Here is a 24,736-nt window from a genome sequence, read left to right on the forward strand (position 1 = left end):
CCATGCGCAGACGACGGTGGGGCGGGGATGGTGGGGAGCCGGTGCGCACCTGCCTGTCAGGAGGTGCCACCATGTCACAACCCCACACCCCACGCCGCGACGGTCGCGGGCGTGGGTTCGAGAACTCAGAACGACTCCGCGAACTCCTCACCCGCCTCTCCACTGCCGGCCCCGATGCCTGGCGGACGGACCCCGATGCAGCAGCACTCATGCGGCACGCGGCCGACAAGTACGCCGCCCTCGCCCGCAAGCACGGCCTGGACCCGTGGGAGGCGGCGGCTGCCGCGTTCGAGGCGATGCGCACGGCCTCGGTGCGGCGGGCGGATGATCCGTGGGCGGTCATCACCCGCGCCGTGCAGATCACCTGCATCGCAGAGAACCGCGCCAACGGGCTGCTGTGCTCGGTGCATCAGGCGCGCAGGCCCAGGTACTCGAGTTTCCACGACGCGGAACGCTTCTCCGACCGCGAAAACCCCCTCACCGACTACCACCCCGCATTCCGCGCCGACCCCTTCGCACACGATGACGAAGACGACGCCGACGAGGTTGAGGTGTCGGGGTCGACGGGGGTGGAATCCGCGGTCGAGGACGCGATCGCGCTGCTGTGCTGGCACGGGTGGGAACCAGAGGTCGCGCGAGCGGCGGTCGAGTGCATCTGCGCCCGCCTCGCGGAATCCGCCTCTCGCGCGGGAGCGTACGAGTCACTGCGGCGCGACCGGCACGCCCGCGCCTTGCTCGATCTGCCCGCACCGTCCTGGTACCGGCTGCTGCGGATCATCCTCGGCGCCCCCGACCTGCACCTGGCCGGGACGAACGCGGGCCGTGGGGTGTTGCTGCGGCTGCTGATCGGTGAGTCCTTGGCGCACCTCATGGACGACACGGACTTGGGTGCGGCAATCAGAGTCGCAGCCCCCGGCGTGATGCGGGGCCGGCCATGAGCGAGCCGGGGCATATCGAGCTGGAGCGTGCCGTCGATTCGATCTGGGCCGGCCGACGCCACCGCGAGGACTACGGCGACCTCGACTCGCTGGTGGAGTCGATCGCTCGGGATGGGCTGTTGCAGCCGATCACGATCACCCCGGACGGGATGCTGATCTGCGGTGCCCGACGTTTGGCCGCGATCCGCCGGCTCGGGTGGAAGACCGTGAACGTGTGGGTGCGCTCCGGCATCTCCACCACCCTTGGGCAGCTCCTTGCCGAGCAGGACGACAACCTCCTGCACAAGCCCCTCACCCGCACCGAGGAAGCCACCCTCTACGCCGAGTTGAAAGCTCTCATGGTCGAGGATGCGACTGGCCGGCAGGAAGCGTCACGGTTCACCTCGAAACACGAAAACCCCAGGTCACACGGTGCCGCCACGGGGGCGGCACCGCAAAAGGGCGAGACCAGGCAGCAGGCCGCGCTCATGGTCACCGGCCGCAACGCGTACACCTCACTGGAACGCATCAACGAGTTGCAGAATCTTGCCGCTGACCCCTCGCAGCCCGACGACGTACAGCAGCGGGCACGGGACGAACTTGACCGGATCGACGCGGGCGGGTCGATCACCGGAGCGCAGCAGCGCATCCGCGCCGCACAAGCCCTCGCCGAACTCGACACCCTCGCCAGCGACCCCGCACAACCGGCAGGAATCCGCGACACCGCCGCCGCAGGCGCGACCCGGCTCCGGGAACTCGAAGACACCGCACGGCCAGCGGACCTGGAACGTCTCGCGGTGCTCGCTGTCGGGCGCGCGAAGTCTGCGACGAAGAAGCGCCCCGCCCAGCTCGCATCAGCACGGCTCCACGCGGTTGAGGAGCAGCCGCGGGAGTTCCTGCCGGTGCGGTCGTTCGTCTACCTCTGGGATGAACTCGCCACCTGGACCGAACGCTACGACCCCGAAACCATCGGCCCGGCCTTGACTGGTGAGCAGTGGGCGATGTTCGAGAACGCCGTCACCGCGACCATCGCGTTCCTGGATGCCGCCCGCACTGCACGAAGCGCGCGCCGCGAAACCGCCTGACCCTCCGCGTCTCCCTGTCCTGAACGCTGTGGTGCACCTATCTGGTGATCCGAATCTCGTCGGGAAGGACACCAGGATGGACCCCACCGCTCGCCGCCGCACCGTGCTCATCGCGACCATCGCAGGCGGCCTCATCCTGCTCCTCCTCATCGGCATCGGCGTGTACGGGCTCATCCGCGGACCACAGCCCGCCGAACCTGCTGATCCCACTCCGACGAATGGCCCGGCGGCGACGAGCCCGGCACTCGTCCCGGCAGAACCAGAGCCGGTGGTCGCGCTCGGCGGACCAGAGGAGTTCGCGGTAGCCGTCGCGGAAGCGCTGTTCACCTGGGATACGACCAGCGAGTATGGGCCCGCCGATTATGCGCAGATGCTCGCCGATGTCACCGCCGACACGGAAGCCGACGCCGCAGCAACTGATGTCCGCTCGTATCTGCCGACGCCGGAGGCGTGGGCGCAGCTTCGCACCCACCAAACCCGACAATGGCTCACCATCGACACCATCGACATCCCCGACGCATGGGAGGACGCGGTGGCGCAGGCGGCGCCGGGCCAGATTCCTGACGGTGCGGTCGCGTACACGATCACTGGCACCCGCCACCGCACCGGCTACTGGGGCACCGACCCGGTAACGACAACGAACCCGGTCGCATTCACCGTGTTCCTCACCTGCACCCCCGCACGGAACCCCGCGCCAGCGCCGGCCGATCCGATCACCAACACCTGCTTGCTGTTGCGGTTGTCGCAGCTCGACAACCCGCTGCGGTGACCGGTCATGCTGAAAAAGCTCCTCGCTACTCTCACCGTCGCTGCCGTCTGCTTCGGCCCCGCGACCGTGCTCCTGTCCGTCGCCGTCCTCGCCAACCCTGCCGTCGCGGCGTGCGCGCCGGGGTCGTTGATCGTCGGGCCGATCCCGGACTCACTGACCGCGACCACGCGCAACGGCGAGACGGTGACGCTGAACCGGCAGCAACTCACCCACGCCGCGACCATCATCACCGTCGGCGGGCAAACCGATGGGGTGGGGCGCCCAGGGGTGGTGATCGCGTTGATGGCAGCGCTCACGGAGTCCCACCTGCGGATGCTCGCCAACACCGGCACCTACCCCGAATCCGCGAACTACCCCAACGACGGGGATGCGTCCGATCACGACTCTCTCGGCCTGTTCCAGATGCGCCCGCAAGCCGGGTGGGGCACCGTCGCGGAGCTCATGGACCCGAACTACCAAGCCCGCGCGTTCTACGGCGGACCGGCCGGACCCAACTACCCCTCACCGCGCGGGCTGCTCGATATCCCGGGATGGCAGCAACTCGACCCAGGCAGTGCCGCCCAAGCCGTCGAGGTGTCGGCATACCCGGACCGGTATCAGAACTATCAGCCCGTCGCCGAAGCGATCCTCACCACCCTCACCCGACCCGCACCATCGACCGGCAGCGGTGGCGATGTGGTGGTGCCGGAGACCACCAGAGTCGTGTTCCCGTTGCCGGAGGGCACGTGGGTGCGGACCAGTCCATTCGGGTGGCGCACCGACCCAATCACCTTCGAGACCGCGTTCCACTCCGGCAGCGACTTCGCCGCCGCCGACGGCACCCCGATCTACGCCGTCGCCGATGGGATCGTCACCCACGCCGGATACACCGGCAACTGGGGCGGACTCATCATCGTGGAGCACACCGTCGGAGGCGAGCGGGTCGCGTCCTATTACGCGCATATGTGGGAGCACGGCATCCACGTCACCGAAGGCATGACCGTCACCGCCGGGCACCACATCGGCGATGTCGGCTCCTCCGGAAAATCCACCGGCCCCCACCTCCACCTCGAAATCCGACCCGGCGGCACCGGTCAGCCCGCGATCGACTCCGACCAATGGCTCACCGACCACGACGCCGAAGGCATCACCGGCGGCAACGCCTCCCGCGCGTCCTGCACCCTGAACGGAGGTGGGCGCTGATGGGCGTGTTCCCCGACTTCGGCGGCGTCGGCGCAGCTGACGACCTCCGTACGGTGATCGGTGCGCTGCTGATGTTCGTGCTCATCGTCGCCGTGCTCATGCTGATCGTCTCCGCGATCGTCTGGGCCATCTCCTCCTCGACGGGCAACCCCCACACCGCCACCAAAGCGCGGATCGGGGCCTGGGTTGCGGTCGGCACCGCCGCCCTCGCCGGAGCCGGCGTCGCCTGGATCAACTTCCTCCTGGACGTCGGTGAGACGCTGTAGAGGCGAGCCCTCGTCTCCGGCTACGTCCGTTGAGTCAGGAAGCGCGTAGGTCTCGCCATGGCTGGCGAGAGACCTGGTTGATCACGTCGGCGCTCCTTTCGAGCAGAGCGGCCATTGATCGATATCTCGAAGCGAATCCCTCGGGGTCAACGGTCGGATTGGCGCTCTTCCAACTGGCCATCGCTTCGTTGAAATCTCGCTGGATGGACGGCGATACACCCGGCAGGTAGTTTTCAGCCAGTCGGCACTCGAGTTGATTCCACAGATCGATGTACCGGTGTTCAAGATCGCCAGCCTTCTTCGCCAGGCCGCCCGGATCGTCGTAGACGCCGAAGTACATCATCCGGCGACGACTGTGCGGGATCCATTCGACCTTCGCCTGTGCTGCTTCCATCTCACCCTTCGCCTGCGCCAGATCATTAAAATCTCGGGCGAGGAGATGAGGGATCAAAGGCAAGGTGAGGTCGTGAGGCGGGATAGCGATGCGCTGGACAGCATCAAGGGCTTCGGGGCGGATTGCGAGCGACAGGACGCCTGTTCCTTCGTGGACGTTGAGGTACCGGACGGCGTCGAGGTCGTCGCTGTCGAGGTCGCTGATGCTCAGCTGCGCTGCCTCATCGTGGTTTTCGTCTCGATAGCCCGGGTTGATGCGGCCTGGTTGGAGTTGAATCGCGACACGGTAAAGGTAGAACTGGGAACCGCCGTCGTGCTCGTCGTGCATGCGTCGGAGCATGTTCTCGATTGCTGTCTCGTAGGTGCCAAGGTGTAGCGCCTTCGTCGTGTGAAACGAGACGTAGTGATCCCGCTTTATCGGACGTTGGTCGTTCTGTTCCATGTCCTCGACGAACCGGCGTGCGTAGTCCGGCGACGGCCATTCCGGCTCAGTGCTCGTGTGGTACCAGGCAAAGCGGGTTGCAGCCTCGTCATCAAGCGCAGGATCGCCTTGATCACGGAGTGCGGCAACGGCGATCCCGAAGTGGATGCTGGCGCCACAGTGTGCGCACGTCATGTGTGCGCCATCGGCCTCGGCGAAACAGTCCTCCGCTGACAGAACTGAAACGCTCCCGCACGAGCAGTTCATTGCGTAGCCGTAGTCGAAGCCGTCACTCCGCTCTACAAGAGCTGATCTATCAAGATTCCCCATCCAACACAGAGTATCGAGGGACGCGGGGTGCACCTGGCTGACAAGTCCGGCAAGTACCGGCCTGTCAGCCGAAGGAGCATCCCTGTGATTGATATTGACCCGAACGGTACCGGGCTTCCCGGTATCGAGCAGTTGCGCATCATCGTCGGCGCGGTCATGACCGTCGGCCTGATCCTCTCCGTCCTCGCCCTGATCGTCTCCGCGATCGTGTGGGGCTTCGGCGCGAACTCCTCCAACCCGCATCTCGCGTCGCGCGGGAAGGTCGGCGTGCTCGTGTCTTGTGGGGCGGCGATCATCTGCGGTGCGTCGGTGACGCTCATCAACTTCTTCTGGGGCGTCGGCCAAGCCGTCTAACCCCCAACGCGTACGAGGGAAGGAGGATGCGGTGAGTGTGTGTGATGTGCCGGTGATCTCGGCCGTATGCGACACCGTCGGGCAAGGTGCAGCGACGTTGATTGCGGCCCCGTTCGACTGGCTCGCCCAGGCGATGGGCGGGGCGGCGGCGTGGCTGTTCGAGGCGGTCTGGGCGGTGTTCGACACCACCACCCTCGTCGACGTTACCGACGAAGGCTACGTCGGGGTCTACAACATCCTCTTCGGAGTCGCAGTGTTCGTGGTGCTGATCTTCTTCTGCCTGCAACTGATCACCGGACTCATCCACCGAGACCCCACCGCCCTCACCCGCGCCGCCCTCGGAGCAGCCAAAAGCATCCTCGGCTCCTTCGTCGCCATCGGTCTCACAGGTCTCCTGTTGGAGATCACGGATCAGCTCGCGGTCGGGATCGTGCAGGCCACAGGGAACACGATGGAATCCATCGGCGACCGCATCACCCTCCTCGCAGCCGGGTTCGCGGGGATCAACATCGCCGCCCCCGGTGTCGGCGCGATCGTCACGATCTTCCTCGCCGGCCTCGCCATCAGCGCGGCGGCGATCGTGTGGTTCTCCCTCCTGATCCGCAAAGCCCTCCTGCTGGTCGCGATCGTGTTCGCCCCCATCGCTCTCGCCGGGTTCTCGTGGGATGCGACCAAGGGGTGGTTCGGGAAATGGGCGACGTTCGTGATCGCCCTGATCCTGTCGAAGCTTGTCCTGGTGGTGATCTTCCTCGTCGCGATCACCCAAGTGAGTGCTCCGATTGAGCTTGATCTGGCGTCGATCAGCGACCCCATCGCCGGTGTCGTGCTGATGTTCATCGCCGCGTTCGCCCCGTACATGACGTACAAGTTCGTCACGTTCATCGGCTTCGATATGTACCACTCGATGAGCGCTGAACAAGAAGCCAAGTCCGCGCTCAACCGCCCCGTCCCTGTGCCGTCCGCACCGAAGTCCGACGGGGCGAAGAAGGTGCTCGACGGAGCCGGCGATACACCCACCGGAGGCGGCGGCAGTGCGGGACCTTCCGCCGGTGGGGCTACACCAACGGCGTCTAGCGCGGCACCCGCCGCGACTGGCGGTGCGGCGGCTTCCGGGACCGCCGGAGCCAGCGCGAGCGGCGCAAAAGCCGGATCTGGTGCGGCGGGTGCCGGAGCCGGGGCGGGCGCGGCTGCCGCGGGGCCTGCGGCCGCCGTCGTCGTGGGGGCTCAGGTGGTGGGTGCGGCGGCGACCGCGGGCCCGAAACTCGGCGGCAAGGTCGGCGGTGCCGCGGAGAGTCACGCGGCCGGGGCCGGTGAACCCGTGCAACCCGCACCACCACCGCCCGCGCCGAGCCACACCCCGACCGCACCACCGGCGCGACCGACGCCCTCGACGCCGCCTGCGCCCTCATCGAAGCCGACTGCCGGGAAGGAATGACCGATGTCGACCCAGCAAAACACGAGCAGTGCAGGGTTCGGGTTGCGGGCGGTGCAGTTCTCCCGCCTCACCCGCCGCGGCATCCTCCTCGGCCTCTCCCTCCCGCAACTCATCGTCCTCGCCACAGGCGTGCTTTCCATCGTCGGCGCCCTCTACGCCGGGGGCGGGATGCTGCTGGCCTGGACCGCACCCATCTGGTTGCTCTGTGCAGCCCTCGCCTGGACCCCCATCGGCGGCAGGAAGCTCATCGAGTGGGTGCCCGTCACCGCCCGTTGGGTTGCCCGTACGCAGGCGCGGCAGACGGTGTTCCGGCGTCGGGTCGTGAAGCTGCGGCCTGCGGGGACGTTGGCGTTGCCGGGTGATGCGGCGTCGCTTCGGGAGTGGGAGGACCCGGAGACGGGTGCGGCGATGATCCACGACCCGCACGCGCAGACCCTCACCGCGATCGTCGGCGTCTCCCATCCCGCGTTCGTGCTCCTCGATCCCGGCGAGCAGGAACGCCGCGTCGCCACCTGGGGGCGCGTGCTCGCCACGACCTGCCGGTCCGGGCGGATCGCCCGCCTGCAAGTGTGCGAACGCACCCTCCCCGATGGGGGTTCTGGGCTGGTCGAATGGTGGCAACGCCACGGCACCGATGACGGTTCCTGGACCTCCACCGTCTACCGGGAACTCATCGACCGCGCCGGTCCCGCCGGGGAACGCCACGCCACCACCATCAGCCTCGCCCTCGACCTGCGTGCCGCGGCCCGGCAGGTCCGCACCAATGGCGGCGGCATCACCGGCGCCGCCGCCGTCCTTCGGCAGGAGATGACAACGCTCGTCACGGCGCTGCGGGCGGCGGAGCTCACGATCACCGGGTGGCTCACCCCCGCACAGGTCGCGGTGATCCTCCGCTCCGCCTACGACCCGGCGACCGCCGCGCTCCTCGAACGGAACACCGACATCGGGCGCGCCCTTGCGACCGCGGGGCCGGTCGCGGTCACCGAGTCGTGGGATCGGCTGCGGTCGGATTCCGCGTTCCATGCGGTGCTGTGGGTGTCGGAGTGGCCGAGGTCGCAGGTGTATCCGGGGTTCCTCGCCCCGGTGCTGTTGTCGTCAGGGATTCAACGTTCGTTCTCGCTGGTGTGCACGCCGATCCGGTCGGATCAGGCAGCACGTGACATCAGGAAGAAGAAGACCGAACTGATCTCGGATGCCGCGCAGCGGCAGAAGATGGGGCAGATCGAAGACGCCTCCCAAACCGCCGAATACGGCGACGTACTTCAACAGGAAGCCGACCTCACCGCGGGCCACGGCGTGCTCCGCTACACCGGCCTCATCAGCGTCTCCGCACCGTCCCCGGAAGAACTCGACACTGCCGTCGCCGCAATCGAGCAAGCCGCGATCCAAGCCTCTTGTGAGACCCGGCGTCTGGTCGGGCAGCAGGCGCAAGCCTTCACCGTCGCAGCGTTGCCGCTGTGCCGCACTGTCTGAACACGCAGGAGCCCGTCATGCCGACCTTCCAGAACTCGACCAGGGACGCCGCGGAAGCGTCCGAAGCGCTCCGTGGGCTCGCGCACGCCTCCCGCGTATTCGAGGACCCCGCGGACACCTACACGGTGCTCGGTGACCTTCTCACCGGGGTGCGGTCTCTCCGTCAAGTGCTCGACCAGCTCGCCACCGCCCATGTGACGAACCGGGTGCGCGCGTACGATGACGCCGGGGATCAGACCGCCGGTGCGACCTACGCTCTCGCCGCAACAGCGGAACTGCAGCAGGCCGCGGCGTTGCTGGATGGGGTGCATGATCGGGTGGATGCGGCGATGGCTGCCTCGGGGCGGATCGCCTGGCATCCCGCCCCCACAGCAGCGGGGCCGGTGTCGCGGTGGGTGAGCGTGGTGTTCCTGCAAGGCGTGGAGGCCGACGAGGTGCTGACGATCATCGACCGCGACGGTGCGGATGCGGCGATCGGGCACCTGGCCGGGTTCGACATGGGCGCGGAGACCACGCAGGCTGCGCTTGTCAACGGATACGTCTACGACACCATCCCCACCGGCCCACTCGACCGCACCACCACCGACGGCGCGTACGCGCTGACGTACAACCATGACCACGGGCACGTCTCCCTGCTCCGCGCCCACCCGGAGGCTCGGGAGCCGACCGCTGAGGCTCTGGCACAGAAGCGGGCACCAGCACAGTCGCGGGCGCGTCAGCAGGCCCCATCGGTTGAGGAAGAGGATGAGTGGTTCGCGCCGCCGGTGTCCTCCTCGGTGCTGCGGGGGCGAGCATTGTGAGCGATCGGCAGAAGCTCCATACCGCGGCGCTGGTGGAACCGTCCGGGGAACGCCGTAGGCAGCGGAAGGCGCGGAAGCACGCCGCCGCGAAGATCGAGACCAACGCCCGCAAAGCCGAGCAGACAGCGGAGCGTGAACGGCTGGCGGCGGAGCGTGCCGAACGCCGTAACACCACCTACCTGCCCGCCTCGGGCGAACCGGGCGCTGCGGCGTTGCGGACGCCTGTCAGGTTGCGGTTGCCGCGGCATCAGGACACGTCGGCGACGCTCGCGGGTGCGTACCCGTTCCTCGCCGAAGGCGGCCTCGGCGCCGACGGCGTGTTCATCGGGCAAGACCTCTACTCGGGCGGCTCCTTCGTCTACGACCCCTGGACCCTCTACGCCCGCGGGATCATCACCGCACCCAACATCGTCCTGGCCGGCATCGTCGGCTCCGGCAAATCCTCACTCGCCAAGTCGCTCTATACGCGGTCGATTCCGTTTGGTCGTCGCGTGTATGTGCCTGGTGATCCGAAGGGTGAGCATACGGCGGTTGCGGAGGCTGTTGGTGGGCGGGCGATCGTGCTCGGGCATGGGCTCCGCAACCGGCTCAACCCGCTCGATGAGGGCCACCGCCCGTCCGGGGTGAGCGATGCGGAATGGGCGGCGCAAGTCGCGTCCCGCCGTCGGGAACTCATCGGCGCGCTTGCGGAAACCGTCCTTGATCGGGTGCTGTCACCGTTGGAGCACACAGCGATCGACCTCGCCCTCCAAGACACCGTCCGCACCGCTGACGTGCCGATCTTGCCGATGGTCGTCGACCGCATTCTAAACCCCGACCCTGCGACCGACACCGATGAACGGCTGGCAGAAGACGGAAGGCTCGTCGGCCACGCCCTCCGCCGCCTGGTCGCGGGTGATCTTGCGGGGCTGTTCGATGGGCCATCGACCGTGCGGTTCGATCCATCGCTGCCGATGGTCAGCCTGGACCTCTCCCGCGTCGCGGAGAACTCGACGCTGATCTCACTGCTGATGACCTGCTCCAGTGCGTGGATGGAGTCGGCGCTGATGGACCCGAACGGTGGGCACCGGTGGGTGATCTATGACGAAGCCTGGCGGCTCATGGCCTACCCAGCGCTCCTGCGCCGTATGGATGCGCAGTGGCGGTTGGCGCGGCATTACGGGATCGCGAACATGCTGATCTTCCACAAGCTCACCGACCTCGACAACGGCGGCGACTCCGGCTCCGCGATGCGTGCTCTCGCGAACAGCCTGTTGGCGAATGCGGAGACCCGGATTATCTACCGGCAAGAACCCGACCAGCTCGGAGCCACCGCCGCGGCCCTCGGACTCACCGGCACGGAACAGAAACTCCTCCCCGGGCTCGGCACCGGGCAGGGACTTTGGCGCATCAAGGAACGCTCCTTCGTCGTCCAGCACCAACTCCACCCGGCCGAGCTCGCCGCGTTCGACACCACTGCGAGAATGAAAGGCTAAACGCTCGAGTTCAGGATTTCTGAACCCTGTTTCCGGGTCATTCCGCGAGTCTCAGCCGATTGGTGGGGTGTTGTGAGGGTGCAAGTTCCCGCATCTCCTGTCCGGTCGCGGTGACTGTTTCGGCGTGCTGGTTCGTACCTATCCCTCGATTGATTTGTCATGACCGAGGGAGCAGCACTGATGGACACGATCTACGAGCTGGCAGCAGAGGAGCGCACCGCGAGGATCATCCTCGCGGTCGCGTCCGAACCAGGTGACGCGGTGACGGGGCGGATGATCCGCACCGTCGGCGCCTCCGAGACCGTCGCCCGTGTCCTCGCCGATGAGGTTCCGGTGGGGCCGGATGGTGACACCTGGCAGCGTCGCCTGGCGCCCCGCATCGACACGGCGCAGACGCGGAGGGTGCTGGCGGAGACGGAGCGGCATGGGATGCGGGTGCTGATCCCTGGCGATGTGGAGTGGCCTGCGGGGATCGATGCGCTTGGCGATCGTGCGCCGGTGGCGTTGTGGGCGAAAGGCAACACTGGGCTGCTGACCGGCCCGGTGTGGGATCGCCTCACTGTCACCGGCGCTCGGGCGTCCACCGGGTATGGGGAGCACGTCACGACGGAGTTGGTGCAGTCGGCGGTCGCCGACTCCCGGCTGGTGCTCTCCGGCGGCGCATATGGGATCGATGGTGCCGCGCACCGTTCCGCGCTCGCCTCCGGCGGTGCGACGGTCGCGGTGCTCGCGGGGGGCCTGGATCGGCCGTATCCTGCGGGGCACGCTGATCTGCTGACCCATGTCGGCAAGGACGGGTTGTTGTTGTCGGAGTTGCCGCCGGGTGCGGCGCCGACGAGGTGGAGGTTCCTGCAACGCGGCCGGCTCCTCGCGGCGCTCTCCGGCACGGTCCTCATTGCGGAGGCCGGCTACCGTTCCGGGACCCTCCACACCGCCGCCCGCGCCGCAGAACTCGGCCGGCCGGTCGGGGCTATCCCCGGCCCGATCACGAGCGCCACCTCCACTGGCTGTCACCGACTCCTGCGGGACGGCCTCGCGACCGTCATCACCGGCTACGACGATGTGCGTGAGCTGCTGCACGGGGTGCGTGACCGTGCGCACTATGCCGTCCGGGAGCGGGCGAGGCTCGAGGTCGACCCCCTCGACACCCCGACTCCCTCTGCTCAGCGTGAAGGGCCGGGCCTGAGCCGGTGAGGCGGGTGGTGCACCTGGTGTGAAAGCGACCGGTTCGCGTCGCTGATGGACAACACCAGGAGGTATCTCGTGTCAGGATCACTCGCCCACATCTCGCAGCCGGAGGCTGCGCCACCCCGGTCGGGGGTGCGGCGCTGGCTCTCGGTGCTGCTGGCCCTGTTCCTGCTGGCAGGGTCGCTCGCGCTGAATGCGCCGGCGGCTCATGCGGGCAGTCTCGGTGTCGGGTACGACATCGGGAGGGGGTTCCTCGGTGCCTACAACACCGACGTTGATGGTCGGCAGGCGTACTGTGCGGACCTGGGTGCTGACTCGCCGTTCGCGCAGACTTACGGGCCGGAGACGATCACAGCACTGGACTCGCTGTCGCGGCAGCAGCTCGCGGAGCTGAACTACGTGCTGGATCGGTGGGGGCAGTCAGGTGACCCGAACGTGACTGCGGCGGTCGCTCTGTTCGTGTGGTCGATCACCAGTGCCGGCAACTCGCACGGCATGTCCGGCGACATCTACTACGTCGGGCGGGCGCCCGCGTCGGAGCGGGGCACGATCCTCGCGAACCTGGACATGATGCGCCAGAACGCCGCCGTCTACGCCGTCACCGACCGCTCACTGTCCCTGTCGCTGGACATGGGAGATCAGTACGCGGGCACCCTCACCGTTACGACCCACCCGGCAGGGCTCACCGGCACTGCGACCTTGTCGGATGCGGTCTTCGCTGACGGTTCCTCGGCGCGCACGATCGGCGCCGGAGCGCACCCTGTCACCGGTAGCCCCGCAGACGGTGTGCCGTCGTACCGGGTCGGCGCGTCGATGAACATCGCCGCCGCCGGGTACGGGGCCGCGCTCGATCTGTACACGACTCCCGGCGCGCAGCGTCTGATCGCCGCTGTCGCAGGCTCCTCCACGGGGATGTCTGCTTCGGTGGAGTCGCCGGCGATCGAGTTGGATTTCCAGCCGGAGAGCACCACCCAGGTCGCCTCCCGCTACGTCAGGGAGGGTGATGCGTTCGTGGATGGGCTCACGGTGTCGGTGTCGAAGGGCACCTGGATTCACCTGGGCGGGAGCCCGGTTGAGGTAGCGGCGACCGGCACCCTGTATGGGCCGTTCGATGAGCAGCCCGCTGAAGCAGACACTCCACCTGCCGGAGCACCCGTCGCGGGGACCGAGACGGTGACGTTGACGGGTGCGGGGTCGTATACGTCGCCGGGGACGATCGTTGCGCCGGAGTCGGGGTTCTACACGTGGGTGTGGAGCATCGACAAGGCCGCGCACGGTTTGAACGCGAAGTACCTTACCGACTCGTTCACCGACCGCTTCGGGCAGGTCGCCGAGACCTCGGTGGTGCCGTTCCAGCCCGAAGCTGTTTCGGAGGCGGACCAGCGTCTCGCCTTCCCCGGCGACGCACTCACTGACACGATCACCGTCAGTAGCAGCACTGGTGCATGGTTGAAGAAGGACGGTGCTTTCATTCCGGTGCTGTTCGAGGGAACCGCCTACCAGGTGCCCGGCACGCTACCCCCGGCGCAGAACACCGGCATCGACCCGAACGCGGTGCCGCTCGGCACCGTGACGGTCACCGCCGACGGCCCCGGCATCTACACGTCACCGTCGGTGATCGCGCCGACGGGTGGGTTTGTGACCTGGGTGTGGGAGGTGAAGACGTCGTCGCAGCCGGAGTGGGTGCGCGACTATCTCGCGAACGACTGGCAGGACGAGTACGGAATCAGCGCGGAGACGACGTCGGTGCGGTGGCCGGTCACGGTGACCTCGCTGATGCGCGAGTACAACGTGCACCCCGGCGGACGCGCCTCCGATGTGATCACCGTCACCGGGTTCCCGGCGAACCACGGCGATTTCACCGGCGACGGCTACTGGAACGCCGACGTCGACGAGCTCCATCACACCGTCTACGGCCCCTTCGCCACCGACACTGAACTCACCGACGATCTCGACCTCACCGGTGCGCCGGTGCTGGCGGAGCTTGTGACGCCGGCACGGAACGGGGTCTACAAGCTCGGGTACACGGATGAGGACAAGATCGTGCCGACCGAACCCGGCTTCTACGTCCTCGTCACCACCTTCACCGGCGACGACCGCGTGCAGCCGTATGCGTCGTCTCCGGCGGACGTGCTAGAACGCTTCTACGTCCCACCCACCGGCACCGACATCCCCGTAACGGTGGTGACGCAGGCGACACCGGAAGCATTCGTCCGCGAACCCTTCTCAGATACCGCGCTCGTGCAGGGCACGAACATTCCCGACGGCGCCTATCTGGTGTTCCGCGCCTACGGACCCCACCCGGCAGACGCCGGAGCCGTGTGCGAGGTGCCGTTCTACGAGAGTGACGAGATCCCGGTCACTCAGGCCGGTGTCTACCGCTCCGGCACTGCCACCGTCGATACCGCAGGGAACGTGTACTGGGTCGAATCCCTCTACAACGCCGACGGCGAGATCATCGCTGAGGGTGTTTGTGGGGCGCCGGGTGAGACGACGGTTGTGAAGGAGCAGCCAGAGGAACTGATCGTGAAGACGAACGCCGTGGCGACCGTACAGCTTGGTGAGCCGGCGCATGATGTCGCGACCATCACCGGCACCGTCCCCGACGGGGCACGACTGGTATTCGAGGCGTACCGGCAGGACGGCGACACCGCGACCTGCACCCCGGAAGAACTCGTCTTCACCTCCACCACGATTGATCTCGACGGGCCGGGTGAGTATCGCTCCGACGAGGTGATCTTCGAGACGGTTGGCACCTACTACTGGGTGGAGGCCGTCACGGATGAGGACGGCTCGATCCTGCATCGTGGGGTCTGCGGCGCACCGGATGAGACCACCACCGTCACCGACACCCCAGAGGAGCCGGGCAAACCGGGCACGCCGGGTGAGCTCGCGCATACCGGCGGCGGTGACTGGTGGCCGATCGGTCTCGCCGGTGGCCTGATCGCCGCGGCGACCGGTGGGGTGCTGCTGTTCGGGCGTCGCCTCGCGATCGCCCGCGACCGCGCCGGGTACGTCCGTGACGAGGACCTATCGTTCGAGGAGTTCAAGGCCCAGTTCGAGGGAGCAAAGGAGGACTAACCACAGGCTACTGACCCACCCGCACCCCCAACACTGCGGGTCAGCACGGGAGGGCACGAACCACCCCCACGTTCGTGCCCTCCCACCTGCGTTCCCGGGGGCGGTGCGGGTGCACCTGCCTGGCGACACTCCTGCACTCCACGGAGAGGAACCCTGTGACGCCGAAACCCCGCTACCGCCGCACCCACCCCGACCACCAACCCCCAATAACAGCGAAGCCACCGAAGCCTCATCTGGGTGGGCCGGTCGTCGTGCCGGTGGTGGAGTTCACCATCACCTCTGACGGTGCGATGACAGTCACGGTCGACGGGGTGGCGCACATGCCTGCGCCGTTCGCTCCGGAGTGGCGGCGCGAAGCGTTCCCGACCATCCTCGACGCCCTCACCGCCCAGTACCGGTCGCCGCTGCGGGTGCAGGTACACGAGGCCGACGGGTCAACGTTCACCGACATCATCACCCCACCCCGCGAACGCCCCACCCCGAAACTCTGGGAGACCCAGTCGCCTGTGGCTGTGGTGTCGCCCTCGGTGCCAGCCGCGCAGCCGGTGCTGCCTCAGGTGGCAGGGTCGGGGTTCGTTGCGGGTGAGGATGTCGCCGTCGCGATCATCCACGGCCACACCGACGCCAGCAGCGACGGCACCGCCCGCACCCTCCTCACCGCAGAGCAAGCAGCGCTTGCGGTGACCGGTGAAGTGATCCTCCTCGGCCGCATCTCCGGCACCCTCAGCATCGGGAGAATCCAATGAGCACGCCGCGGCAGGGTGGGGCGCTTGGGGATGAGCTGGCGAACCTCGGCATCATCGCCCTCATCACCGCCGCCGTCCTCGCGGTCATCCTCCGTGTTGCGGGAACGATCACCGCCTGGGCTACCGGGATCACTCAGCCTGCTGGCGGGATCGAAGCCGGCCTCGGCGTACTCCTGCACCCCGCCGACCCCGGCAGCGCGCTCGGTGCCGACGGGCTGAACCCGGTGGCGTACTGGATCGTCACCGGCGTCCTCATCGTCTCGGTCGGGGGTGCGGGGTGGTGGGTGTGGCGGTTCTTCCGCGAGCAGTCGCGGCAGACGAAGGTCGACCCGTATCGGATCGTCGGCATTGCCACCCGCACCGACGTCATCACCGCGGCATCGGAGAAGGCGCTGTTGCGGCGGGCCGGGCAACTCCGGCCCTCGCTGTCGAAGCCGACGACCACGGATGTCGGTTACCTCCTCGGCGCATCGAGGAACGTAAACGTGTGGGCGAGCGTGGAGGACTCGATCCTGCTGATCGGGCCACCACGTTCGGGGAAGGGCCTGCATGTGGTCATCAACGCGATCCTCGACGCCCCCGGAGCCGTCGTCACGACCTCCACCCGCCCCGACAACCTCACCGCCACCTTGCAGGCGCGAAGCGCGGAAGGGCGGCCGGTAGCGGTATTCGATCCACAGCACCTCGCCGAAGGCATCCCCGCAGGACTCCGATGGTCACCAATCCGGGGATGCGAAGACCCGCTGACAGCGATGATCCGCGCCACCGGCCTCGCAGCCGGCACCGGCCTCTCTGCTGGCGGTGTCGAGGGCGGGGACTTCTGGGAGGGGAAGACCCGCACCGCCCTCCAAGCCCTGCTCCATGCCGCAGCCCTCGACCAGCGAACACCGGCTGAGTTGTTCCGGTGGACCCTCGACCCCGCCGCCGCGTCCGATGCGGTCGCGATCCTCACCGGACACCCGAAAGCCGCGACGGGGTGGGCGGACTCGTTGCAGGCGATGATCGACTCAGACCCCCGAACCCGCGACTCCATCTGGCAAGGCGTCTCCCTCTCACTCGCCGCCCTCGCAGACCCCCGCGTCCTCGACGCCGTCACTCCCGGCCCGGAGGAACGCTTCGATCCGGAGGAGTTTCTGCGTAGGCGTGGCACCGTGTATCTGCTCGCGACAGGCGCCGGGGCGAACAACAGCGCAGCACTGGTGTCAGCGTTCGTGGAAGACCTCGTCGAAGCCACCCGCCGCCTCGCCGCACGCTCACCCGCAGCCCGCCTCGACCCGCCCCTGCTCCTCGCACTGGATGAGATCGGAAACCTCGCCCCGCTGCCATCGCTTCCAACGTTGATGGCAGAAGGCGGAGGTACGGGGATCACGACGATGCCGGTGTTGCAATCGCTCGCGCAGGCGCGGGAGAAGTGGTCGGATAACGCGGCCGGCGCGATCTGGGACGCCAGCATTGTGAAGATCATCCTCGGTGGCGCCTCCAACTCCCGTGACCTTCAAGACCTCACCACCCTCATCGGGGAACGAGACGAGATCACCGACTCCACCACCATCGGCGACCACGGCTCCCGCACCGCACAACGCTCCATCCGCCGGGTGTCGGTCATGCCGCCCGACGTGATCCGCACCCTCCCATTCGGCACCGGCCTCATCCTGCTACGCGCCGCACCACCAATCGTCGCGAAACTGCGTGCTTGGACCGGTCGGCGTGACAGCGATGTTCTCCGCGCTCAGCGGGCAGCCGTTGAAGAGTCTCTGCGTCAGCGCCCGTAACCAGGTCAACCGCAGGCGTACTTGGCGCACCTCTCCGATGAACGGCGGCCACAGCGGTCGCCCCTTCTGAGAGGAGCACGTCGATGAGTATCGATACGCAGCAGTCCATTTCTGGTTTCATCGCTACGCAGCCTCGACTGACGGTCGGGGAAAACGGAGTTTCGAGGTTGCACGCACGCATCGGGATTGAGCATTCGCGGCAGGAATCCGATGGTTCATTCACCCAGCTGGAGCCGACCTTCCATGACCTCGCGATCTTCCGAAAGACCGCAGAAGAGGCAGCTTCACGGTTCCGCAAAGGCGACCGTTTCATCGCCTCTGGTCGCGTCCATGAATACACGTATGAGAAGGACGGGCAGCAAGTTGCCGCAGAGGAGTTCATTGTTTCTCGAATCGGCCACGATCTTGCTCGCACCCGATACGAGGTGGATCGCACACCCCGACGCAGCAGCGTCGACCAGGACGCGCCATCGCACCATAGTCCCAGTCGAGACACGGTCGCAGGGGCTCACGCCAGTGGCCCGGGCCGGGCAAGCATCTGACAGCGGCGCCGATCATGGACGAGAACACCGCTGAAGACCAGGACACGGTTGACGAAGAGATCGAGTTCGATGGTGACTTTGAGGGACCGTTGTTGATTGAGCCTCCGCATCCGATCAACTGGAACTTGCTTGGCCCGGAAGACCTGGAAGCCGAATGGCTTGAGCTCAACCACTGGGTGCATTGGCTACGCCGCACCTACGGGCTCCCAGCAGCGGTGATCCCGCCGTTCTGGCACCATCACACGGAGTTGCTGTGGGAGCTTTCCGCTCTTCATCTGCACTGGCTCTGTTGCTACGACTCGGAGAAGAGCGGATCAGCACCACTGGCCTGGCACCGCGACTTCGCCGATGCGCGGGTTCGTCTTCGCGACTGGGTAGCCACCAACGGCACTCGTCTCGATCGTGACCGCCCCACACGGCACACTGCCTGGCCAGGCGAGACGCCCGCTCCGCAGGTCGAAGATGTCGTCATCGATAACCGTGAGCAGGAGTTCATCGAGTTCGTGCTCGCCGAGGTCGAAAAACGGCGGGAGGAAGAGGACCAGTTCTACCGTTCTCTCGATCCGACCACAGGCGAGATCTCATGAGCGAGGCGACAGAGCCAGTCGTTCAGTCGCCGTTGCTACACAGCCGTGATGTCGCCACCTATCTGAAGGTGTCCGAATCAACACTGTCCAGGTGGCGGTCAGCGGGGACGGGGCCGCCGTTCGTCCGAATGAGCGGAATCGCCCGCTACCGGATCGAAGCGGTCGAGGCGTGGATTACTGAACTGGAACGCGAACATGCCGCGGAAAGGTGAGGCGCTTCCGAAGGCCGACCCGAAGCCGGTGCCGCCGATCGGCGTGAAGGTCTCCACCGACATGGAGCGCCGCTCGTATGGCGTCCGTGCCCGAGCAAGGTGGACGGACCCAATCACCAAACGCCGCGTGATCCGCTCCGAAATTGTCGCCGATGAAGCCGCAGCTCACTCGTTCTTCGACCAACTGCGCAACTCGTCCATCAAGGGCATGGACACGGCCATGACGTTGACGGAATTCGTCACGTCAATCGGTGACCGCTGGGCGCGGGGCCTCGACCCGACCTCCACCGGCGAGACGTATGGTTTCGGTCTCAAACTGCGGGTGCTGCCTGCGCTGGGGCATCTCCCGGTGACGCAGATCACCGCCGGAATCGTCGATCGGACCATTGACGAATGGGAGCAGCGATACGGGGCCTCAACGATCAAGAACTCCATCGCGCCCCTCGTCCGGGTACTCGATGAGGCCGTGCGAGATGGTCTGCTGACGATCAACCCCGCGAGGAATCGTGCGAAGCGAAGCCTAAACCGTAACGCGTTCCGCACCCAGTCGGCCGAGCAGGCATCGCCACGGGCGCACGCGATCCCGGATATGAAGACGTTGAACAAGCTCGCAAAAGCGTGCGGGAGAGTTGATCAGTCCTACAGCGACTTCGTGATGCTCGCCGCACTCCTCGCGGCACGATCATCGGAAGTGTCGGGGCTACAGGTTGGGGATGTCAGGTTCGAGAAGAACCTCGTCGTCATTGCACGCCAGATCTTCCCCGGCAAAGGTGGGCTCGTCACGAAACCCACCAAGAGCCGCAAAGAACGGCGCGTGCCGATCTTGGAACCACTCCGTCCCGTGCTAGAACGACTTGCTGAAGGGAAGAAGCCCGAAGCGCAGCTCCTAGCGGGCCGAAGGGCGGGGTACTTACGACGGCGACCGTGCGAGATGCGACGAACTGGGACAAGATCGTCGCGAACCTTGGCTTGCCCGACCTCACCCGCCACGGGCTCCGCCACACGGGCGCAACCTGGATGGCCGATGCCGGGGTCCCGCTGCACGTGCTTCAAGAGATTCTGGGGCACGCCTCGATGGAAACCACGCGCGGGTATCTCCACCCCGACGATCGGCATCTGGCCTCCGCCGCAGAGCAAGCGAACGCGTTCCTCTCGCCATCGGGGCAGAGGCGCCAGAACGCCCGCAGCGGGTCGCCGACGCGACGCCTGTGAGGGACCGAAACAATGCCCGGAGTGGTTCTGGTCCCCTTTTGGTCCCCTTATCCACAGGTCAGCCGATTTCGACCCAAGCTTCGGCGCCCAAGCGCCAACCCGGAATCGGTCAGGGGGACCAGAGGGGGACCAACAAAAACCCGTCAGAGAAACGATGAAGCCCTGATGAAATTTGCGTCTCATCAGGGCTTTTCTGTCGGGCTGACAGGATTTGAACCTGCGACCCCCTGACCCCCAGTCAGGTGCGCTACCAAGCTGCGCCACAGCCCGTGGCATCGATTTTCAGTTGTTTTGGGCCGCCCGGGAGGGGTAAACCCCTTAACCCCCAGTCAAGTGCGCTACCAAGCTGCGCCACAGCCCGTTGTCTTCGCTCACGCGCAGGCAACTCCACTATCTTAGCCGCACCAAGGCGCCATCGCGAACCACGACTCTTGCCCCGTGTCGGGCCCACGGCGTAGCCTGCCCGACATGTCAAAGATCACGACGGCGCTCGCGAGCCCTGACGTATGGGACGACATCCAGCACGCGCTCAGCGGTGGTGGTGACGGTCGCAGTTGCCAGTGCGTGTGGCCGGTACTCACCAACAAGGAGTGGGAGACCACTGACCTCGACCAGCGCACGACGCTGTTCCAGCAGGAGGTGGCATCCGATCGCCCGCCGGGCATCGTCGCCTATGTCGACGGCGATGCCGCAGGCTGGGTCCGCGTCGGCCGGCGGCCGGCGCAGCGCCGCCTCGCGCGCACGCGCAACATCGTCGCCACGACCCGCGAGGCGCTCGACGACGAGAGCGTATGGGCGGTCAGCTGCTTCGTCGTCCGCAAGGAGCACCGCGGCCAGGGCCTCAATGCCGCCCTCCTCGACGCCGCGATCGACTTCGCACGAACCTCGGGCGCCCGTGTGATCGAGGCCTACCCGATCGACACGGCCAAGACCGACGTTCGTGTGAACGACCTGTTCCACGGCGCTCTCTCCACCTTCCTCGCCGCCGGGTTCACTGAGGTTCCAGGGCCGAAACCCGAACGTCCGATCGTCACCCTCCAAGTCGCCTGACCCGCCCGCTCTACGATGGAGGGATGCACCGCGGCGCCCTGACGAGAACGCTCCTCCCCTGGGCGTTCCTCCCCTACATCGCGATGTCGATCGTGCACGTCGCGGCCCTCGCACTGCAGAGCGACATCGCGTCGCCCACCAAACTGTGGCTCATGCCGCTCCTCGCCGTGCCGGTCATCGTGTCGCTCCGCCTGCGACCCCCTCTCGCGATCGCCCTGCTGCTCACCGCCATCGTCTTCTCGTGGCTCGGCGACGGCGCCGGCGCGTTCTTCCCGGCCGGACCGGAGCTGCCGCTCATGCTCCTGTTCTTCGGCCTCGCCCACGTCGCATACATCGTGGCTTTCATCCGCGTGCTCAGCGTGCGGCGGATGCCGTGGTGGGCGCTCATGTACGCCGCATGGTGGATCGCCATGATCATCACGCTGGGCCCGCACACGGGCACGCTGCTCCCGGCAGTCGCCGGCTACGGCCTCGTCCTCGGCGGCACGGCCGCCTTCGCCGCGCGCTGCAGCCCACTCATCGCCACGGGCGGAGTGTTCTTCCTACTCAGCGACACCGTGCTCGCCTTCCGACTCTTCCTCGCCGACACCATGCCGCAGTGGACCAGCCCGCTCGTGATGCTCACGTACACGCTCGGGCAGGGGCTCATCGTGGCAGGAGCCCTCGTCGCACTCCGAAAGCGCAGCATCCGATGACCGCACAGAATCCGATGATGACCAGCCCCGTGCGTGTGGACAGCTGGCTGTGGGCCATCCGCGTGTACAAGACGCGCTCGGCGGCCACCACTGCATGCCGAGCGGGGCATGTACGTGTGAACGGCGACAAGGTGAAGGCAGCGCAGACGGTGAAACCGGGCGACGAGCTGCGAGTGCGCATCAGCGGCTTCGACCGCATCCTCGTCGTGCGGCAGACACTAGTGAAACGCGTCGGGGCGCCGGTTGCCGCCCTCGCCTATGACGAGCGCACTCCTCCGCGCGAGCCGCAGGCGATCATGGGCATGCGCGATCGCGGCGCAGGACGACCGACGAAGCGTGAACGGCGCGACATCGACAAGCTGCGCGGACGCGACGACCACTGACGCGCGAGCACGGCAGCTCAGCCGAGTTCGTCTCGCAGGCTCGGCCAAGCAGCGGCGAATCCCGGATGCAACGGCCGATCCGTGACCTCATCGACAGGCACCCACTCGAGCGCGACGCTCTCCGGATCGCTGATCACCGGCGTGAACGGTTCGACGACGTCGGCGACGACCGTGGTGTACGACCAGATCTTCAGATCCAGCACACTCGTGAACCGCACCTGCACGGCGCCGTCGGGAATTCCGGCCTCCTCGGTCGCCTCGCGGAGGGCACCGTCGATCGCAGACTCCCCCTCGTGCAGCGCCCCGCCGGGCAGCCCCCACGTACCGCCGAAGTGGCTCCAGCTGACGCGGTGCTGCAGCAGGATGCCGCGCGCGGCATCCACGGCGAGAAGCCCTGCGGCGCCGAAGCGGCCCCAGTACTTCTCCCCCGTCTCGGCGCCGCCCCACGCGTCGCCCGGGTCGCGCGGCCCGTCGGGGCGTCGCGGTTCGCCGGGTACGGGAGGAATGATCGTCACCCCTTCAGCTTTTCACAGCATCCGGGTTCGTGCGCCGCTGACGACGCGAGACGTAACCCGTGTCTGGGACAATGAAGCGGTGAAGCTTCTCGTCGCCGCCCTCGAATCCGAACTCGTCGCCTTCTCCGAGCCGCTGGACGGCTTCGACCGTCTCGTGACCGGACCGGGCAAGCTCAAGGCCACGTACGGTCTGACCCGTGCGCTCGATGCCGGTGTCTACGAGGAGATCCTCGTCGTCGGTACGGCCGGCGCGCTCGACCCCGACCTCGACGCCGGGGTCTACGAGATCGACGTCGCGTTCCAGCACGACGTGCGCGATGAGGAGGGTGTCGCAGGGCAGCATGTCTCCATGCCGCCGCGCATGATCCTCGGCAAGGGCACGATGACCATCGCGACCGGCGACAGCTTCATCGACGATGCGGATGCTGTCGTCGCCATCCGCGCGCTCGGCGGTCAGCTCGTCGACATGGAGTCTTACGCGTACGCCTGGGTCGCGACACAGTTCGGCGTGCCGATCCGCATCTGGAAGGCGGTGTCCGACCGCGCCCAGGACGATGCGAACACCACCTGGAACGAGGCCGTCACCGCCTGCAGCCACCAGCTGCGCGATCGCGTCCGTGACGAGTTCGGCGTCTAGCCAGATCGCTGCGCCGCCGCCAAAACGGCGGCGAGACCCTTCTGCAGGTCCCCGACGAAGTACTCCGGCACTTCCAGCGACGGGAAGTGTCCTCCGGATTCGGGCAGGTTCCAGCGGACGATCTGCCGATACCGCTGCTCGGCCCACGCCCGCGGTGTGCGCGACTCGATGTCGCCGGGATACATGGTGATCGCTGACGGGACGTCGACTCGAAGGTCCGGGTCGAGAGAGTGCGGGCTCTCGTAGTAGATGCGTGCCGCCGATGCACCCGTGCGGGTCAACCAGTAGAGCGTGACGTCGTCCAGGATCCGATCTCTGGAGATCGTCTCGAACGGGCTGTCCTCGGTGTCTGACCACTCCGCGAACTTGTCGAGGAGCCAGGCGAGAAGCCCGACCGGAGAGTCCACGAGCGAGTAGCCGATGGTCTGCGGCCTGGTCGCCTGCTCCTTCGCGTACGCCCGGTTGTGCTGCCAGAAACTCTGCGTCTGCTCGACCCATTCGCGTTCGATCGCCGTCAGCGAGTCCGTCGTCATCCCCGGCGGCGCCAACGCGAAGGTCGTGTGGATGCCGAGGACGTGTTCGGGGAACATGCCCCCGAGCACCGTAGTCACGTTGCCGCCCCAGTCGCCACCGTGGGCGACGAACCTGCTGTAACCCAGCCTCTGCATCAGTTCGACCCAGGCCGCAGCGATCTTCTCGACTCCCCATCCCGTCTCCGCCGGCTTGTCGCTGTATCCGAAACCCGGGAGCGACGGCACGACGACATGGAACGCCGGCGCAGCCGGATCTCGAGGATCGGCCAGTTCGTCGATCACGTCGACGAACTCGGCGACACTGCCCGGCCAGCCGTGCGTCATGATCAGCGGAGTGGCGTCTTCGCGAGAAGACCGGCGATGCAGGAAGTGGATGCCCAGGCCATCGATGACCGTGCGGAACTGGCCGATCTCATTGAGACGTGCTTCGAATGACCGCCAGTCGTACGCGGTGCTCCAATAGTCCACCAGTTCGACGAGGTCGGCGAGAGGGACGCCCTGTTCCCAACGGCGTCGGCCGGGGGCGGCGCGGAAGACCGTCTCGGTCTCCGGCAGACGCGCCGCCACCAACCGCGCGCGCAGATCGTCCAGCTCTGCATCGGTCGCGTGGGACTCGAATGCGTGAACTTCGCGAGTCGTGTGTGGCATGTGACCTCCTGCACAGAGGCTGTCACATGCCTACG

At 67.0% G+C, this 24,736-nt stretch carries 24 protein-coding genes, 2 tRNA genes and 1 pseudogene; 22 read left to right on the forward strand and 5 right to left on the reverse strand.

Translation table 11 applies throughout. The features are described 5' to 3' along the window. Positions 1-71: 71 nt before the first annotated feature. The 5 genes from ACNPNP_RS11230 to ACNPNP_RS11250 all read left to right on the forward strand — a co-directional run bounded on the left by ACNPNP_RS11230 (position 72) and on the right by ACNPNP_RS11250 (position 4,219). Complete coding sequence (locus tag ACNPNP_RS11230) at positions 72-938, forward strand: hypothetical protein (RefSeq protein WP_448966095.1); 867 nt, start codon at positions 72-74, stop codon at positions 936-938. Beyond that, positions 935-2,002 carry a ParB N-terminal domain-containing protein gene (locus ACNPNP_RS11235; RefSeq protein WP_473965282.1) on the forward strand — a complete coding sequence of 356 codons (1,068 nt, stop codon included), beginning with the start codon at positions 935-937 and terminating at the stop codon, positions 2,000-2,002. Before ACNPNP_RS11230 ends, ACNPNP_RS11235 begins: the two co-directional genes overlap by 4 nt. A 76-nt stretch (positions 2,003-2,078) precedes the next feature. Next, entirely contained in the window at positions 2,079-2,771 is a 693-nt protein-coding gene (locus ACNPNP_RS11240) for a hypothetical protein (protein ID WP_448966097.1), read from the forward strand. A 6-nt stretch (positions 2,772-2,777) separates the two neighbouring features. Then, positions 2,778-3,953 (forward strand): M23 family metallopeptidase, encoded by a 1,176-nt coding sequence (locus tag ACNPNP_RS11245; RefSeq protein ID WP_448966098.1) that lies wholly within the window; start codon positions 2,778-2,780, stop codon positions 3,951-3,953. Further along, on the forward strand, positions 3,953-4,219 hold the full coding sequence (locus tag ACNPNP_RS11250) for a DUF6112 family protein (RefSeq protein ID WP_448966099.1): 267 nt from the start codon (positions 3,953-3,955) through the stop codon (positions 4,217-4,219). Before ACNPNP_RS11245 ends, ACNPNP_RS11250 begins: the two co-directional genes overlap by 1 nt. Positions 4,220-4,253: 34 nt before the next feature. On the opposite strand, the gene ACNPNP_RS11255 is transcribed toward ACNPNP_RS11250, so the two are convergent. Further along, the gene (locus ACNPNP_RS11255; RefSeq protein ID WP_448966100.1) at positions 4,254-5,363 is read right to left on the reverse strand and encodes a hypothetical protein; all 1,110 of its coding nucleotides are present in this window, start codon (positions 5,361-5,363) and stop codon (positions 4,254-4,256) included. 84 nt (positions 5,364-5,447) lie between these two features. Here ACNPNP_RS11255 and ACNPNP_RS11260 point away from each other — a divergent pair, with 84 nt between their 5' ends. From ACNPNP_RS11260 to ACNPNP_RS11320, 13 genes are all read left to right on the forward strand, one after another. Next, entirely contained in the window at positions 5,448-5,717 is a 270-nt protein-coding gene (locus ACNPNP_RS11260) for a DUF6112 family protein (RefSeq protein ID WP_024355940.1), read from the forward strand. A gap of 31 nt (positions 5,718-5,748) precedes the next feature. Next, positions 5,749-7,152, forward strand: a complete 1,404-nt coding sequence (locus ACNPNP_RS11265; RefSeq protein WP_448966101.1) for a conjugal transfer protein TrbL — start codon at positions 5,749-5,751, stop codon at positions 7,150-7,152. Between the two features lie 3 nt (positions 7,153-7,155). Next, a complete protein-coding gene (locus ACNPNP_RS11270) occupies positions 7,156-8,625 on the forward strand; it encodes an SCO6880 family protein (RefSeq protein WP_448966102.1) in 1,470 nt (489 codons plus the stop codon). 17 nt (positions 8,626-8,642) lie between these two features. Beyond that, positions 8,643-9,425, forward strand: coding sequence for a hypothetical protein (locus tag ACNPNP_RS11275; protein WP_448966103.1), 783 nt, complete (start codon positions 8,643-8,645; stop codon positions 9,423-9,425). Beyond that, a complete protein-coding gene (locus tag ACNPNP_RS11280; protein ID WP_448966172.1) occupies positions 9,419-10,900 on the forward strand; it encodes an ATP-binding protein in 1,482 nt (493 codons plus the stop codon). Before ACNPNP_RS11275 ends, ACNPNP_RS11280 begins: the two co-directional genes overlap by 7 nt. A 159-nt stretch (positions 10,901-11,059) precedes the next feature. Continuing rightward, complete coding sequence (locus ACNPNP_RS11285) at positions 11,060-12,094, forward strand: DNA-processing protein DprA (RefSeq protein ID WP_448966104.1); 1,035 nt, start codon at positions 11,060-11,062, stop codon at positions 12,092-12,094. 69 nt (positions 12,095-12,163) lie between these two features. Next, entirely contained in the window at positions 12,164-15,169 is a 3,006-nt protein-coding gene (locus ACNPNP_RS11290; protein WP_448966105.1) for a hypothetical protein, read from the forward strand. Positions 15,170-15,324: 155 nt separating this feature from the next. Then, entirely contained in the window at positions 15,325-15,915 is a 591-nt protein-coding gene (locus ACNPNP_RS11295) for a hypothetical protein (RefSeq protein ID WP_448966106.1), read from the forward strand. Further along, a complete protein-coding gene (locus ACNPNP_RS11300) occupies positions 15,912-17,687 on the forward strand; it encodes a type IV secretory system conjugative DNA transfer family protein (RefSeq protein ID WP_448966107.1) in 1,776 nt (591 codons plus the stop codon). The genes ACNPNP_RS11295 and ACNPNP_RS11300 overlap by 4 nt, the downstream gene beginning before the upstream one ends. An 83-nt stretch (positions 17,688-17,770) precedes the next feature. Then, positions 17,771-18,229 carry a single-stranded DNA-binding protein gene (locus ACNPNP_RS11305; protein WP_448966108.1) on the forward strand — a complete coding sequence of 153 codons (459 nt, stop codon included), beginning with the start codon at positions 17,771-17,773 and terminating at the stop codon, positions 18,227-18,229. A 14-nt stretch (positions 18,230-18,243) separates the two neighbouring features. Continuing rightward, entirely contained in the window at positions 18,244-18,816 is a 573-nt protein-coding gene (locus ACNPNP_RS11310; RefSeq protein ID WP_448966109.1) for a hypothetical protein, read from the forward strand. After that, complete coding sequence (locus ACNPNP_RS11315; protein ID WP_448966110.1) at positions 18,813-19,028, forward strand: helix-turn-helix transcriptional regulator; 216 nt, start codon at positions 18,813-18,815, stop codon at positions 19,026-19,028. Before ACNPNP_RS11310 ends, ACNPNP_RS11315 begins: the two co-directional genes overlap by 4 nt. Positions 19,029-19,952: 924 nt before the next feature. After that, on the forward strand, positions 19,953-20,240 hold the full coding sequence (locus ACNPNP_RS11320) for a tyrosine-type recombinase/integrase (protein WP_448966111.1): 288 nt from the start codon (positions 19,953-19,955) through the stop codon (positions 20,238-20,240). 196 nt (positions 20,241-20,436) lie between these two features. Here ACNPNP_RS11320 and ACNPNP_RS11325 read toward each other — a convergent pair. Then, positions 20,437-20,510 (reverse strand) — tRNA-Pro (locus ACNPNP_RS11325). 21 nt (positions 20,511-20,531) lie between these two features. Continuing rightward, positions 20,532-20,601 (reverse strand) — tRNA-Pro (locus tag ACNPNP_RS11330). A 107-nt stretch (positions 20,602-20,708) separates the two neighbouring features. On the opposite strand from ACNPNP_RS11330, the gene ACNPNP_RS11335 reads away from it, so the two are divergent. From ACNPNP_RS11335 to ACNPNP_RS11345, 3 genes are read left to right on the forward strand one after another with little or no spacing between them, the layout of a single operon-like run. Then, a complete protein-coding gene (locus tag ACNPNP_RS11335) occupies positions 20,709-21,290 on the forward strand; it encodes a GNAT family N-acetyltransferase (protein ID WP_448966112.1) in 582 nt (193 codons plus the stop codon). Positions 21,291-21,313: 23 nt separating this feature from the next. Beyond that, positions 21,314-21,985: a lysoplasmalogenase family protein gene (locus ACNPNP_RS11340; RefSeq protein WP_448966113.1), complete on the forward strand. Its 672-nt coding sequence runs from the start codon at positions 21,314-21,316 to the stop codon at positions 21,983-21,985. A 17-nt stretch (positions 21,986-22,002) separates the two neighbouring features. Then, the gene (locus tag ACNPNP_RS11345; RefSeq protein WP_448966114.1) at positions 22,003-22,368 is read left to right on the forward strand and encodes an RNA-binding S4 domain-containing protein; all 366 of its coding nucleotides are present in this window, start codon (positions 22,003-22,005) and stop codon (positions 22,366-22,368) included. Positions 22,369-22,400: 32 nt separating this feature from the next. On the opposite strand, the pseudogene ACNPNP_RS11350 reads toward ACNPNP_RS11345, so the two are convergent. Continuing rightward, positions 22,401-22,883 (reverse strand): annotated as a pseudogene (locus ACNPNP_RS11350) (NUDIX domain-containing protein); the annotation flags it as partial. A gap of 79 nt (positions 22,884-22,962) precedes the next feature. Here ACNPNP_RS11350 and ACNPNP_RS11355 point away from each other — a divergent pair. Further along, the gene (locus tag ACNPNP_RS11355) at positions 22,963-23,520 is read left to right on the forward strand and encodes a phosphorylase family protein (protein WP_448966115.1); all 558 of its coding nucleotides are present in this window, start codon (positions 22,963-22,965) and stop codon (positions 23,518-23,520) included. On the opposite strand, the gene ACNPNP_RS11360 is transcribed toward ACNPNP_RS11355, so the two are convergent. After that, positions 23,517-24,701: an epoxide hydrolase family protein gene (locus tag ACNPNP_RS11360; protein ID WP_448966116.1), complete on the reverse strand. Its 1,185-nt coding sequence runs from the start codon at positions 24,699-24,701 to the stop codon at positions 23,517-23,519. The genes ACNPNP_RS11355 and ACNPNP_RS11360 overlap by 4 nt on opposite strands. Between the last annotated feature and the right edge of the window lie 35 nt (positions 24,702-24,736).

This window comes from Microbacterium xerophyticum (genome assembly GCF_053543555.1).

Bases quoted from the DNA above. Each gene is read 5' to 3' on its own strand.
- ACNPNP_RS11230 (WP_448966095.1), top strand. From the start codon at position 72: ATGTCACAACCCCACACCCCACGCCGCGACGGTCGCGGGCGTGGGTTC.
- ACNPNP_RS11235 (WP_473965282.1), top strand. From the start codon at position 935: ATGAGCGAGCCGGGGCATATCGAGCTGGAGCGTGCCGTCGATTCGATC.
- ACNPNP_RS11240 (WP_448966097.1), top strand. From the start codon at position 2,079: ATGGACCCCACCGCTCGCCGCCGCACCGTGCTCATCGCGACCATCGCA.
- ACNPNP_RS11245 (WP_448966098.1), top strand. From the start codon at position 2,778: ATGCTGAAAAAGCTCCTCGCTACTCTCACCGTCGCTGCCGTCTGCTTC.
- ACNPNP_RS11250 (WP_448966099.1), top strand. From the start codon at position 3,953: ATGGGCGTGTTCCCCGACTTCGGCGGCGTCGGCGCAGCTGACGACCTC.
- ACNPNP_RS11255 (WP_448966100.1), bottom strand. From the start codon at position 5,363: ATGGGGAATCTTGATAGATCAGCTCTTGTAGAGCGGAGTGACGGCTTC.
- ACNPNP_RS11270 (WP_448966102.1), top strand. From the start codon at position 7,156: ATGTCGACCCAGCAAAACACGAGCAGTGCAGGGTTCGGGTTGCGGGCG.
- ACNPNP_RS11275 (WP_448966103.1), top strand. From the start codon at position 8,643: ATGCCGACCTTCCAGAACTCGACCAGGGACGCCGCGGAAGCGTCCGAA.
- ACNPNP_RS11285 (WP_448966104.1), top strand. From the start codon at position 11,060: ATGACCGAGGGAGCAGCACTGATGGACACGATCTACGAGCTGGCAGCA.
- ACNPNP_RS11300 (WP_448966107.1), top strand. From the start codon at position 15,912: ATGAGCACGCCGCGGCAGGGTGGGGCGCTTGGGGATGAGCTGGCGAAC.
- ACNPNP_RS11305 (WP_448966108.1), top strand. From the start codon at position 17,771: ATGAGTATCGATACGCAGCAGTCCATTTCTGGTTTCATCGCTACGCAG.
- ACNPNP_RS11310 (WP_448966109.1), top strand. From the start codon at position 18,244: ATGGACGAGAACACCGCTGAAGACCAGGACACGGTTGACGAAGAGATC.
- ACNPNP_RS11315 (WP_448966110.1), top strand. From the start codon at position 18,813: ATGAGCGAGGCGACAGAGCCAGTCGTTCAGTCGCCGTTGCTACACAGC.
- ACNPNP_RS11335 (WP_448966112.1), top strand. From the start codon at position 20,709: ATGTCAAAGATCACGACGGCGCTCGCGAGCCCTGACGTATGGGACGAC.
- ACNPNP_RS11340 (WP_448966113.1), top strand. From the start codon at position 21,314: ATGCACCGCGGCGCCCTGACGAGAACGCTCCTCCCCTGGGCGTTCCTC.
- ACNPNP_RS11345 (WP_448966114.1), top strand. From the start codon at position 22,003: ATGACCAGCCCCGTGCGTGTGGACAGCTGGCTGTGGGCCATCCGCGTG.
- ACNPNP_RS11360 (WP_448966116.1), bottom strand. From the start codon at position 24,701: ATGCCACACACGACTCGCGAAGTTCACGCATTCGAGTCCCACGCGACC.